This is a genomic window from Streptosporangium sp. NPDC050148, from assembly GCF_055586505.1.
In genome coordinates this window covers 60,192-72,585 of the sequence record NZ_JBVJIA010000013.1, presented here as the reverse complement: position 1 = coordinate 72,585, position 12,394 = coordinate 60,192, and the positions used below count along the sequence as shown (strand labels likewise).

The following is a 12,394-nucleotide window of genomic DNA, read 5'->3' as shown; positions in this document are numbered from 1 at the left end:
GCGGGATCGGCCCGGCACCCCGGTCGGCAGCCGTCGACCGGCGACCGGGTTCACCGGTTCCTGACCGGTCACAGCCACAACCTTGATCTGCGCATCGGCGCATCAGCGGATCGCATGAGCAGATTCGGGTAGCTAACTCCCATCACGGTGGTAACAGCGCGATATCCACCATAGAGATCGCGAACGAACACGTGTGACGAGGGGGAAACGCATGAAACGCAATACCGTCGTGCGGGCGATGCACGACGTCGGACTGGCCGCCTGGTTCGGAGGCTCGCTGATGGGCGCGGTGGGCCTCAACGGCGCCTCCGGTGTGGTCAGCGACAGGAACGAGCGGCTGCGGGTGGCGAACTCCGGCTGGATGCGGTGGAAGCCGGTGAACGCACTGGGAATCGGCCTGCACCTGGTCGGCGCCGTCGGCCTGCTCGGGGCCAACAGCAGCCGGGTGGCGCACCAGAAGGGGGTGGGGGCGAGCACCGCGGTCAAGGGGGCACTGACCGTCGCGGCGCTGGCCGCGACCGCCTACAGCGGGGCGCTCGGCACCAAGCTGGAGAACGCGGGCGACGTACCGGCGGAGAGCGGGGTCAAGCCCGAGAAGGAGACCCCGCAGGACGTCGCCAAGGCACAGCAGCAGCTGCGCGTCATGCAGTGGGTCATCCCGGCCGTCACGGGGACGCTTCTCGTCCTGACCTCCCTGCACGGGGAGCAGCAGCGGCCCGGCGAGGTCCTCCGGGGTGTCATACGCAAGACGTTCACCAAGTAGGGCGAGGGGCCGCGGGCGGACACCCGGCCGTACCGGGCCACCCTCGATCGGAACGGCATGGCTCTCCCGGACAGGGGAGGGCCATGCCCGCCCGGGCGTCCCGGGTCACGGACGACGATCGGGGACGGGCCTGCCCGTCTCGTCCGTACGCGACGCCAGGCGCCTGCCCAGTCGTTGCGCGGGAGCCTCCACGAGACGCCAGGTCGGCGCGCTGAGCCCGAGCGGTGCCGCCACCACGGCCGCCAGGGCCGCCAGCCGCGCCCCCAGCGGCGGGCCAGAAGCGTTCGGTCGCGGGCCGGAAGGACGGCTCGTCCGGGAGCCGCCCGTCTCATGTGTCACGGCGGACGCGTACGTGCTGCCCGTCGCGACGACATCGTGACGTATCAGGCGGGCAGTCCCAGCGTGCGCGCCTGGAGGCGCATGACGTGGTCGAAGGCGGCCGACCGGTCGAGGATCGTGTTGTCGAACTGGCCGAACATCTCGAAGCTGACCCAGCCGAAGAGCCCGGTCCAGGCGATCAGGCTGCGGACGATCACGTCGTCGGGCACGCCGGGCATGAGCTCGCGCACGCGTGCCGCGTCGTCGTGGAAGGACGCGGGAACGGGCGGCTGGTCTTCGTCCGGGGGGTTCAGGGCCCCGGCCCGATGGGCGTCGGAGACGATCCGACCGTAGACGACGGTGTCGCGGATCGCGGCGGAGACGGTGTCCTGCGGCGCCTTGTAGCCGGGGACGGGGGAGCCGTACAGCAGGGCGTACTCGTGCGGACGGGCCAGCGCCCAGTCCCGTACGGCGTGACAGACCGCCGTCCACCTGCCGGCGTGGTCCTCGCGCGGCACGGCCGCGTCGGCGTTCTCCACGGCCTCGCCGAGGGCGTTGTAGCCGTCGATGATCAGGGCCGTGAGCAGGTCGTCCCGTGAGGGGAAGTAGCGGTAGATCGCCGAGGAGGCCATGCCCATCTCGCGGGCGACGGCGCGCAGCGACAGGCCGCTCGCGCCGTCGACGGCCAGGTGCCTGCGGGCGACGTCGGCGATCTCGCGGGTCAGCTCGGCCCTGACCCTCTCTCGCGCGGTGCGACTCGAACTCATGCCCCGACCATATCAGAGCACCCGAAAGAAACGAGAGCAGTGCTCTTGACGAACCATGCTCTTTTGGGAGAGCATTGCTCACAGAACGGAACACCAATCTCTGAAGAAGCCGTCCCCGGCTCGTCCGGACCCGGTGGGCCCGCACCGCCGATCATCAGTGAGGAAAGAGGCATCATGGCCAAGCACGTCATCGCCGGAGCCGGTCAGGTCGGCTCGGAGGTCGCCCGGCTGCTGGCCGGGCAGGGACACGAGGTCGTCCTTCTCAGCCGCTCGGGTTCGGGTCCCGACCTTCCGGGCGTCTGCAGGGTCGCCGCCGACGTGAGCGACCGCGAGCGGCTGACCGCCCTGACTCAGGGCGCCATGGTCCTCTACAACTGCGTCAACCCGCGTTACCACGAGTGGGCGCGCGACTGGCCGCCGCTCGCCGCGTCGCTGCTGGGAGCCGCCGAGACCACCGGTGCCGGGTACGTCATCCTCGGCAACCTCTACGTCTACGCGGCCCCCGACCGGCCGATGCGCGAGGACGACCCGCTGGAGGCACCCAGCGCCAAGGGCGTGATCCGGGCCCGGGTGTGGCGACAGGCCCTGGCCTCGCACGAGGCGGGCCGTTCCAGGGTCACCGAGGTGCGCGGCTCCGACTACTTCGGCCCCGGCTGCCTCGACCAGTCGCACCTGGGGGAGAGGTTCGTCCCCGCCCTGCTGTCCGGCAGGCCCGTCCGCTTCGCCGGGGACCCCTCCCAGCCGCACAGCTGGACCTACGTGCCCGACGTCGCGCGGACGCTGATCGCGGCGGGCGAGGGCGACCGTGCCTGGGGCCGCGCGTGGCACGTCCCGACGAACGAGCCGATGACGGCACGCGAGGTCGCCGCGCGCCTGTGCGCGCTCGCCGGGGTCCCCGACCCGGGGGTCAGGGCCATGCCCCACCTGCTCCTGCGCGCCGCCGGGGTCTTCTCGCCGATGCTCAGGGAGCTGGAGGAGCTGCGCTACCAGTTCGTCCGCCCGTTCGTCCTCGACTCCACCGCGACCCGGGAGGCGTTCGGGATCGAGCCGACCCCGATGGACGAGGCGTTGACCGCGACGCTGGCGTGGTGGCGCGCGCGCCTGGCCGCCGCGGCGTAGGACGGCGCGTGACCGGCCGCCGTGACGTGGGCCCGCGCGTGAGCGGCCGCGGTGACGCGGGAGCGCGTGACCGGCCGCCGCGGTGCCGGAAGGCGCACCCCGTACCCTCTGAGCATGAAGATCGCCGTCATCGGCCTCGGGGACATCGCGGAGAAGGCGTACCTGCCCGTCCTCGGCGCGACCCCGGGCCTCGACCTGCACCTGTGCACCCGCGACCGCGCCAGGCTCGACCGGCTCGGCGACGCCTACCGGATCGGGCGGCGGTTCTCCTCGGTGGGGGAGGTGATCGACGCGGGCGTCGAGGCGGCCTTCGTGCACGTGGCGACCGCGGCACACCCGGAGGTCGTCGAGCCACTGCTGCGCGCGGGCGTCCACGTCTACCTGGACAAGCCGATCGCCCACACCCTCGCCGAGTCCGAACGGCTGGTGGGGCTGGCCCGGGAGAACGGGCGGTCGCTGCTCGTCGGTTTCAACCGGCGCAGGGCACCGGGCTACGCCGCCCTGCGGGACCTTCCCCGCGATCTGGTGGTGATGCAGAAACACCGGGCCCGCCACCCGGCCGACCCGCGGACCGTCGTCTACGACGACTTCATCCATGTCGTGGACACGCTCAGGTTCCTGGTGCCCGGCGAGGTCGAGGAGACCGGCATCCGCGTCCGGGTCGTGGACGGGCTGCTGGAGCACGTGACGCTGGAACTCTCCGGGGACGGCTTCACCGCCTTCGGCATCATGAGCAGGATGAGCGGCTCGGCCGAGGAGACCGTGGAGGTGACCGGAGGCGGCACCAGGCGCCGGGTGGTCAACCTGGCGGAGGTGCTCGACCACTCCGGAGGCGAGACCCTGACCCGGCGGGGCGACTGGACCCCGGTCTCCCGGCAGCGGGGCATCGAGCAGGTCTGCCGGGAGTTCCTCGACGCGGTCGGTTCCGGCACCGTCGTGGACGCCGGTGACGCGCTGGTCACCCACGCGATCTGCGAGGATGTCGTCGCCGCCGCGACCTGACGGACGGGCGGGGCGAGGCGTCGCGGCCGGCCGCGACGGTCCGGGTCACGCCGTCCCGGTCTCCAGGTCCGGGACGGCGGCTTCCGTCAGTGGTCGCGGCCCGGCCGGCCGTCGCCCTCGTCGTCGAGGTCGACCTCCACGTGCTCCTTGCGGACCTTGCCGGAGACCCTCTCCTGCTCGGTCACCTGCTCCTTGCTCATGCGGATCTGCTCGACCGGCACCGCCTCGGTGGTGACGACCGGCCGCTCCGCGTGCAGGATGACCTCGTGCTCGGCCTCGGTGATGTCGGGGCCGCTCATCGCGTCGGCGCGGTTGGCGTCGGTGATGGGCTCACGCTCGATGCGCACCTCCTCGCGGGTGACGGGTACGGTGACCTGCTCCTCCTCGGTGACCACGTACTTGCGCAGCCGTGCCCGGCCCGTCTCCTGGGAGCGGGTGTCGACGTTGAGCCTCTCCTCGGAACGGGTCATCGCGTCGTCGTCGTGCCGGGTGTGTCCCTGCGAGCCGGTCATCGGACGGTCGGCCCCCGGACGGGGCCCCGGGCGCGGACCCGGGCCGGGAGCCGGCGCGCGTCCGGTGTTCCCCTGCATGCCCGCGTGGGTGCGGTCGCCCTGGCCGGGTCTGTCGTTCCCGCCCCAGCTGACGCCGTAGTACTCGTAGAGCCTGTGCTCCTCGTCCTGGGACAGGTGCCCGCCGGACTCGACGTCGACGTTGGGAGCGTCCTTGATGTGGGCCTTGTCGTACTCGACCTCCACGTGGTCGCCGACGACGGACGCCCGCTGGATGGGGACGAAGGTCTCCTTCATCCCGAACAGTCCGGTCTTCACGCACAGCCACTCGGGCTTGCCGGTGCTGTCGTCGAGGTAGACGTGCTTGATCTCGCCGACCTTCTGGCCTGCCGAGTCGTACAGCTGGTGGTCGATCACCATCGGGATCTGCTCTTGGGTAATCATTCGTTTTCTCCCCCTGTTGGCTCCCTCACTGCCATACCTCTAAAAACACGGAAGAAACGAATCAAAGGGGCAAAAGCCCTAAAATACCTTAAAGCCGACATGGATCATCGGCGGGAGGCGGAGCCGTCCGCCGAGCCGGGGACGCGGCCGGTGGGTCCCGCGGACACCCGGCGGGTGACCTTGGAGGGGTTCGTACGGGCGTGGGAGGGAGTGCGGGGAGACGAGTGCGGATGTCACGCTTCGCCAGGTCGCGGGTAGTGTTGTGGTGCACCCGGAAACCCTGGACGGCGTCCATCCGGCCGCCCCCCGGCGGGCCGGGGCCGAGCCGGCGAACGGCGAGGAGTGGTGGGCATGGCACGCGGGCCACGGTCCGGCCGGTCGGCCGCGAGAACGGGTGTGATCGGACCGGGAGCGGGCGTGATCGGCCCGGAAGCGGTTCCCCCGCCCGTGAGGAGGCTCCCCGTGACGGCCGGTGTCACATGCTCATGACCGATTCTCTGGCGCGTCGCGACCCCCCTACCGGGAGATACGTTGTTATCGACCGGCGTCTTCGGGCAATCGTGGAGGAACGCGCAGATCTGGCAGGGTCCGACGAGGGACGCCTGCCGTCCCGTAGTGACTGAGGGGATGAACGTGCCGGAACTTGTGGTCGGACCGATGCTGCGCTACGTCGACGAGGTGAGCGCGTCGGTGTGGATGGAGACGAGCGAGCCGTGCGAGGTGACGGTCGAGGTCGCCGGCGTGCGTTCGGAGGCCCGGACGTTCACCGTCCACGGTCACCACTACGCGATCGTGGACGTCCGCGACGGCGGGACCTACGAGGTACGCCTGGACGGCACGACGGTCTGGCCGCTGCCGGACCACCCGCCGAGCCGGATCCGCCTGCTCGGCCCCGACGGGCCGCAGAAGGTGATGTTCAGCTCCTGCCGCACCAGCGTGCCGCACGACACCCTGCACACGATCTCCCACGGGGTGGACGTGCTGCGCGCGTACGGCTGCACGCTGATGGAGGCCCCCGAGGAGCGCTGGCCCGACATGGTGCTGCTCCTGGGCGACCAGGTCTACGCCGACGAGCCGTCCTCGGAGATGCTGGAGTTCATCGCGAACCGCAGGGACAGCGACCCCAAGAAGGAGATCGCCGACTTCGAGGAGTACGCCGAGCTGTACCGGATCGCGTGGACCGACCCGGAGATCCGCTGGATCCTCTCCACCGTGCCCACCGCGATGATCTTCGATGACCACGACCTGCGCGACGACTTCAACACCTCCATCTCCTGGCGTACGGCGATGGAGAAGGTCCCGTGGTGGCGGCACCGGGTGATCTCCGGGCTCGGCGCCTACTGGGTCTACCAGCACCTGGGCAACATGTCGCCGCAGGACCGCGCCGTGGACGAGGTGCTGAGCAAGGTGTGCGCGGCCGAGGGGGACGGGGCCGAGATCCTGGACGCGTTCGCCGAGCACGCCTACGACGTGCCCGCCGACAGCCGGTGGAGCTACGCCCGCGACCTCGGGTCCACCCGCCTGATCATGCTCGACTCCCGGTGCTCCCGGCAGCTCGACCCGGGCGACCGGCGCATGCTCGACCCGGTGGAGTGGGAGTGGCTCACCGAGCAGCTGCGCAGGGAGGGCGCGGAACGTTTCGTGATCGGCTCGTCGGTGCCGTTCCTGCTGCCCGCGGGCATCCACCACATCCAGAACTGGAACGAGGCGCTGGCCCAGGGGGCCTGGGGCAAGGGCGTGGCGCGCGTGTCGGAGATGCTGCGCCAGGCCGTCGACCTGGAGCACTGGGCGGCCTTCCGCCGCTCCTTCGAGGACCTTTCCAGGCTGCTGGCCGGGCTGGGCAAGCCGGTGATCGTGCTCTCCGGCGACGTGCACTACTCCTACGTCGCCAAGGCCCGTGAGCTGCCCATCCACCAGCTGGTCTGCTCCCCGATCCGCAACCCGCTGAGCCGTACCCTCCGGCTGGCCAACATCTTCGCCCAGTTCGGCATCGCCAGCCTGGTCGGCCGCCTGCTCTCCCGGACGGTGAAGATCCCCAGGCCGCCCTTCAAGTGGCGCATCACCAACGGCCCGTGGTTCTCCAACGCGGTGGCCGTCCTGTGCCTGGACACCTCCCCGGTCTCGGTCCGGTGGGACACCGCCACCGGCACCGAGATCACCGAGATCACCACGGTGGAGCTGGAGGACGACACCCCGGCCCACCGGGCGCGGCCCCGTGAGGCCGGGCGCGTCGCGAGCTAGAGCTCCCCGGCACCCGCCGGGGAGCACCGTCCCCGGCGGACGGCGGCCGCCCGCCGCCCGGCGGGCGCTCGCTCTCCGGCACCCGGCCCCGGGCCGGCGCGCCCGGTCCCGGATCGGCCGGGCGCCTGCGGGATCACCGCGCGAGCTCCTCCAGGACGGCGCCGAGCCTGCCGATCGCCCACCGCAGGTCGTCCTCGGAGACGACCAGCGGCGGGGCGAGACGGACGGTCGAGCCGTGGGTGTCCTTGGCCAGCACGCCGTGGGCCATCAGCGCCTCGGAGATCTCCCGCCCGCTCGCCAGGGACGGGTCGATGTCGACACCGGCCCACAGGCCGCGCCCGCGCACGGCCACCACGCCGTGGCCGATCAGGGCCCGCAGCTCCTCGTGCATGACCGCGCCGAGCTCCCTGGCGCGGGCCTGGTACTCGCCGGTGGCGAGCATCCCGACGACCGTGCTCGCGACCGCGCAGGCCAGCGGGTTGCCGCCGAAGGTGGAGCCGTGCTGGCCCGGACCGATCACGCCGAGCACGTCCGCGTTCGCGGTGATCGCCGAGACCGGCACCACGCCGCCGCCCAGCGCCTTGCCCAGCACGTAGACGTCGGGGACGACGCCCTCGTGGTCGCACGCGAAGGTCTCGCCGGTACGGCCGAGGCCCGACTGGATCTCGTCGGCGATCATCAGCACGTTCTCCGCGGTGCACAGCTCGCGGACCTGGGTGAGGTAGCCGTCCGGCGGGACCAGCACCCCGGCCTCCCCCTGGATGGGCTCCAGCAGCACCGCGACCGTGTCGGCGTCGATCGCCTCGCGGACCGCCTCGGCCGACCCGTACTTCACGATCCGGAAGCCGGGGGTGTACGGGCCGAAGCCGCCGCGGGCGTCGGGGTCGGTGGAGAAGCCGACGATCGTGGTGGTCCGGCCGTGGAAGTTGTCCTCCATCACGACGATGTTGGCCCGGCCGGGGGTCACGCCCTTGACGTCGTACCCCCACTTGCGGGCCACCTTGATCGCGGTCTCCACGGCCTCGGCACCGGTGTTCATCGGCAGGACCATGTCCTTGCCGGTGAGGTCGCCCAGCCTGGCGGCGAAGTCGGCGAAGCGGTCGTGGAAGAAGGCGCGGCTGGTGAGGGTGAGCCGGGAGAGCTGCTCCTGCGCGGCGGCGACGATCTGGGGGTTGCCGTGCCCGAAGTTCAGCGACGAGTAGCCCGACAGGCAGTCCAGGAACCGCCGGCCCTCCACGTCGACCACCCAGGCGCCCTGCGCCTCGCTGATCACGACGGGCAGGGGGTGGTAGTTGTGCGCGCTCCGGCGCTCGCTCAGCTCGATGAACTCGTTCGTGCCGGTCATGCGTCCACCCCTTCCGGGCCCGGGACCGTCGCGCCCGCGACGCGCTCCCTGATCTCCAGCGTGCAGCACTTGGGTCCGCCGCCGGCCTTGCGCAGTTCCGACAGGTCCACCGGGACGACCTCGAAGCCGCGGCGCTTGAGCTCCAGCTGCAGGCCCCCGGCCTCGGCGCTGATCACCACGTTGACGCCGTCGCTGACCGAGTTGAGGCCGAACGTGACCGCGTCCTCCTCGCTCGCCAGGACGGCGTCGGGGAAGAGGTTCCGCAGGACCTCCCGGCTCCCCGGGGAGAACGCCTCCGGGAAGTATGCCACGTTATGTCCGTTCAGCGGGAAGAGTGCCGTGTCCAGGTGGTAGAACCGCGGGTCCACCAGCTGCAGCGTCACCACCGGCCGGCCCAGGAACTCCTGCGCCTCCTTGTGGGCGGTGATGTTGGTACGGAAACCGGTCCCGGCCAGCACCAGGTGGTCCAGGGTGAGGAAGTCGCCCTCGCCCTCGTTGACGAAGGCCGCCTCGTGCACCCGCTCGTAGCCGTTTTCGGTGAACCACCTCAGGTACGCGGGTCCCTCGGCCTCGCGCTGGGGATAGGCGAACCGCGCGCCGTAGACCCGCCCGTCCACGACCAGCGCGCCGTTGGCGGAGAAGACCATGTCCGGCAGGCCTTCGAGCGGCTCGATCAGGCTGACGCGGTGCCCGAGGTCGAGGTAGACGTCCCTGAGCGTCTCCCACTGCCTGATCGCCGTCGCGCGGTCGGCACCGGCCTCCGGGTGCATCCACGGATTGATCGCGTACTCGACCGCGAAGTGGTCGGGCCGGCACATCAGGTAATGCCTCGTCATCGATAACCCCGTTACGAAAGGTCGTGGTGGCGGGCGCCGCCGGATCCCCGGCGGCGGCGTCATCAGCCTAGGAACGGCGTTACCGCAGGCCAAGGGGGCGTTCTTGCGTCACACCACAGGATTGCCGCGTCTGTCAGGCGAAGAACGGCGATTCGTTGTGCGGGGCGACGAACGGCTCACCGCGGGAGGTCACCAGCGGCGCCTCGATCAGCCGGGAGAGCACGATGGAGCTCTTGGTCCGCACCACGAACGGCTCGGCCGCGATGCGCTCGATCACCCGCTCCACGTGCCGCACGTCGGTCGCCCTGATGTGCAGCAGGGCGTCGGCCTCCCCGGTGATCGTGCACGCCGACACCACCTCGGGATGACGGCCGATCGCGACCCCTATCTCCGAAGGGGACGTCTTGCCCGCGCAGAACAGCTCCACGTACGCCTCGGTGGTCCAGCCGAGCGCCGCGGGCTCCACCCGGGCGGTGAAACCGGTGATGGCCCCGGTCTCGCGCAACCGGTCCACCCGGCGTTTCACCGCCGACGCCGACAGACCCACCCGCTGCCCGATCTCCGCGTACGTGGCGCGGGCGTCCTCGACGAGTGCCCCGATGATGTCGCGATCAAGCCTGTCCAGTTCCACGCAGACCTGTATACAGCCAACGGGCTCCGGACCGTGCGGTCACCGGCCCGGGACGGCGAAGGCCGCCGGACGGATGATCCGTCCGGCGGCCTTCACGGGCTCGGGGGAGCGGGGATCAGGTCCGCTCGGCCTCGCCGGTGGCCTGCTCCTGCGCCTCCTCGGGGGAGGCCTCCAGGTCGTCGCCCGCCTGGGCGAGCGCGGTCTGCTTGTCCAGGCCGACCCAGCTCGTGATGCTCTCGACCGCGAACAGCACGCCCAGGTAGAGCGTGAGCGCGGCCAGCACCCACGTGAGCACGCCCAGCGCGGCACCCGCACCGATGATCAGGAGCCTCAGCTCCCAGCCCAGGCCCGCCCGGAACACCCAGGCGGCCGGCCAGATGCTCTGCCGCGTCCGGTACACCGTGTCGTAGGTGTGGTAGCCGATCACGTAGATCAGCACGTACAGCAGCCACTTGGGCGCCTCGGCCGCCAGGCCGATCAGGATGATCGTGAGGAACTCGGTCCCGCGGATCAGCGGCGGCACCAGCCAGTCGAGCCTGCCCAGGTGGTCGCGGGCGGCGGTGGGCAGCACCAGGACGATCATGACCAGCACCGGGGCGAGCAGGATCGGCCCGTCGTCGAGCATCCCGGTCACCGCCATGGCGACGACCGCGACCAGCGCGGCGAGCGAGGCGGGCACCGCGGGCAGGCCGGGCCCGACCCTGCCGCGCAGCAGCGTCACCAGCGGGCCGTCGTCGCGGTAGGCGAGCAGCCGCGCGGTCTGCATGCGCAGCCGCTCCTCGTACGGGTCCGGAGCGGGGACGGTCTGTGGCTGGGTGATCATGCGAAAGACCTCATCAGGCGTCCGGTGAGCGAGTAGGCGGCGCCGATGCCGCCCCAGATGATCAGGGTCAGGAAGGTGATCCTGGCGTCGAACAGGGCGCTGACGATCGCGATGGCGGCGAACCGCTCACCGATGGGGAACACGATCATCTTCCGGGCCCAGTGCACGGCCCGGTACCTGCCGGCCCTGCCCCACATCCTCAGCAGGCTGCGGACCGCGCCGACCGGGGCGCTCTTGCGCTGCTCCAGCGCCTGGCGCAGGCCGGTGTCGGCGCTGACCGACAGCGACACCGAGGGCAGCGGGGACGGGGCCTTCCGCCGGTTGGCCGCGCCGTAGGAGAAGTCCAGCAGGTGCTTGATGGACTGCAGGCCGATCGCGATCAACGCCAGCGTCCAGACGTCGCCCACCCCGGAGACCGCCGCGCCGACCGCGAGGCCGGCGAAGACCACGTACTCCTTGAAGCGGTCGAAGGTGGCGTCCAGCCACGCCCCGAGCACGCCGAACTTGCGGGCGTACCGCGCGACCTGGCCGTCCACGCAGTCGAACACGAACGCGAAGTAGATCAGCACACCGCCCGCGACCATCCAGACCCGCTCGCCGGTGGCGAAGCAGAGCGCCGCCGCCACGCCCAGCGCGATCGAGATCAGCGTGACCTGGTTGGGGGTCAGCCCCCTGCGGGCCGCCCAGCGGGCGATGAACCGGGAGTAGGTGCTGACGAAGTAGGTGGTGAAGAAGCCGTCGGCGCCCTTGACCGCGTTGTTCAGCCGGGCCCGGTCCTCGTCGAAGGTGGACATCTCGGCCACGGCCTCGGCGGCCTGCGCGGGCTCGTACACCCGGCGGAAGAACAGGTCGCGGCGGCCTCGGATGCCGACCGAGACGCCCTTGCGAACCAGGCCCAGGACCAGCAGCTGGACCAGGTCGTCCTCGGGCCCCAGCAGGTGGGCCATGTCGGCCAGCTCGCGGGCGGCCTCGGCGAGGACCGGCGCGTGCCTGTGGTGCAGGTGCAGCGGGCCGAGCAGGACCGCGTTGGGCCGGGTCACCGCGTGGAAGGCCGAGCCCACCGAGATGACCCGGGACCTGCGGGCGCGGACCCGGACGGGCAGGCCCTCCAGCCAGCGGTCGCCGATCTCCGGCTGAGCCTCCTCGATCGGGACGTCGGCCACGATGACGTCGCCGTTCTCGTCCTCCTCCCGGGGCTCCTTGGTGATCAGGGCCAGGGCGCCGCGCTTCGACTTGGTGATCTGGTAGATCAGCTCGTCGTGGATCAGCGAGTTCGTCGGCAGGAACAGCAGGTTCTCGGTGGCGCCCTCGACCGCGTCGGCGATGGCGCGCAGGTCGCCCGCCAGGTCGGCGGTCTCCACCAGGAGACCGGGGAATCCCCGGTGGGCGGGGGCGTCGCCGGCGCGGACGATCGTCACCGGCTCGGGGTCGAGTGAGGCGAGCTGGCCGTGCAGCCTGCCGATCACCGTGGGGCAGCCGGGCAGCGCGGGCAGGGTCGACGCGGCGGGCGGCGTCGCCTGACCGGGAGCGGTATCGGGGCCGGGCGAAGAGCCCAGCAGGACCACGCGGGGCATGGCACCCTTTCGTGCGGAGACG

General features: G+C 71.4%; 12 protein-coding genes. 4 read left to right on the top strand and 8 right to left on the bottom strand.

Annotation, left to right across the window (positions count from 1 at the left end; genetic code table 11):
- The first annotated feature begins 211 nt into the window (after nucleotides 1–211).
- The gene (locus ACZ6RT_RS16810) at nucleotides 212–763 is read left to right on the top strand and encodes a hypothetical protein (protein ID WP_399191173.1); all 552 of its coding nucleotides are present in this window, start codon (nucleotides 212–214) and stop codon (nucleotides 761–763) included.
- Between the two features lie 105 nt (nucleotides 764–868).
- Here ACZ6RT_RS16810 and ACZ6RT_RS16805 read toward each other — a convergent pair whose 3' ends face one another.
- Nucleotides 869–1,102, bottom strand: a complete 234-nt coding sequence (locus ACZ6RT_RS16805) for a hypothetical protein (protein WP_470154512.1) — start codon at nucleotides 1,100–1,102, stop codon at nucleotides 869–871.
- 44 nt (nucleotides 1,103–1,146) lie between these two features.
- Nucleotides 1,147–1,848, bottom strand: a complete 702-nt coding sequence (locus ACZ6RT_RS16800) for a TetR/AcrR family transcriptional regulator (RefSeq protein WP_399191177.1) — start codon at nucleotides 1,846–1,848, stop codon at nucleotides 1,147–1,149.
- A gap of 174 nt (nucleotides 1,849–2,022) precedes the next feature.
- Between ACZ6RT_RS16800 and ACZ6RT_RS16795 the strand changes: the two genes are divergently transcribed.
- Nucleotides 2,023–2,967 carry an NAD-dependent epimerase/dehydratase family protein gene (locus ACZ6RT_RS16795; protein WP_470154510.1) on the top strand — a complete coding sequence of 315 codons (945 nt, stop codon included), beginning with the start codon at nucleotides 2,023–2,025 and terminating at the stop codon, nucleotides 2,965–2,967.
- A 114-nt stretch (nucleotides 2,968–3,081) separates the two neighbouring features.
- The gene (locus ACZ6RT_RS16790) at nucleotides 3,082–3,969 is read left to right on the top strand and encodes a Gfo/Idh/MocA family protein (protein ID WP_399191181.1); all 888 of its coding nucleotides are present in this window, start codon (nucleotides 3,082–3,084) and stop codon (nucleotides 3,967–3,969) included.
- 86 nt (nucleotides 3,970–4,055) lie between these two features.
- On the opposite strand, the gene ACZ6RT_RS16785 is transcribed toward ACZ6RT_RS16790, so the two are convergent.
- Nucleotides 4,056–4,922 carry a DUF2382 domain-containing protein gene (locus ACZ6RT_RS16785; protein WP_470154508.1) on the bottom strand — a complete coding sequence of 289 codons (867 nt, stop codon included), beginning with the start codon at nucleotides 4,920–4,922 and terminating at the stop codon, nucleotides 4,056–4,058.
- 633 nt (nucleotides 4,923–5,555) lie between these two features.
- On the opposite strand from ACZ6RT_RS16785, the gene ACZ6RT_RS16780 reads away from it, so the two are divergent.
- Nucleotides 5,556–7,163 (top strand): alkaline phosphatase D family protein, encoded by a 1,608-nt coding sequence (locus ACZ6RT_RS16780; protein WP_470154506.1) that lies wholly within the window; start codon nucleotides 5,556–5,558, stop codon nucleotides 7,161–7,163.
- 133 nt (nucleotides 7,164–7,296) lie between these two features.
- Here the strand turns inward: ACZ6RT_RS16780 and rocD are convergent, their stop codons facing one another.
- The 5 genes from rocD to ACZ6RT_RS16755 all read right to left on the bottom strand — a co-directional run bounded on the left by rocD (nucleotide 7,297) and on the right by ACZ6RT_RS16755 (nucleotide 12,372).
- The gene (rocD, locus tag ACZ6RT_RS16775) at nucleotides 7,297–8,508 is read right to left on the bottom strand and encodes an ornithine--oxo-acid transaminase (RefSeq protein WP_470154504.1); all 1,212 of its coding nucleotides are present in this window, start codon (nucleotides 8,506–8,508) and stop codon (nucleotides 7,297–7,299) included.
- Nucleotides 8,505–9,344: a dimethylargininase gene (ddaH, locus tag ACZ6RT_RS16770; protein WP_470154503.1), complete on the bottom strand. Its 840-nt coding sequence runs from the start codon at nucleotides 9,342–9,344 to the stop codon at nucleotides 8,505–8,507. The genes rocD and ddaH overlap by 4 nt, the downstream gene beginning before the upstream one ends.
- A 133-nt stretch (nucleotides 9,345–9,477) precedes the next feature.
- A complete protein-coding gene (locus tag ACZ6RT_RS16765; RefSeq protein ID WP_399191191.1) occupies nucleotides 9,478–9,975 on the bottom strand; it encodes an Lrp/AsnC family transcriptional regulator in 498 nt (165 codons plus the stop codon).
- A 115-nt stretch (nucleotides 9,976–10,090) separates the two neighbouring features.
- Nucleotides 10,091–10,798: a DUF5941 domain-containing protein gene (locus ACZ6RT_RS16760; protein ID WP_399191193.1), complete on the bottom strand. Its 708-nt coding sequence runs from the start codon at nucleotides 10,796–10,798 to the stop codon at nucleotides 10,091–10,093.
- Entirely contained in the window at nucleotides 10,795–12,372 is a 1,578-nt protein-coding gene (locus tag ACZ6RT_RS16755) for a CDP-alcohol phosphatidyltransferase family protein (RefSeq protein WP_399191195.1), read from the bottom strand. Before ACZ6RT_RS16755 ends, ACZ6RT_RS16760 begins: the two co-directional genes overlap by 4 nt.
- Nucleotides 12,373–12,394: the final 22 nt, after the last annotated feature.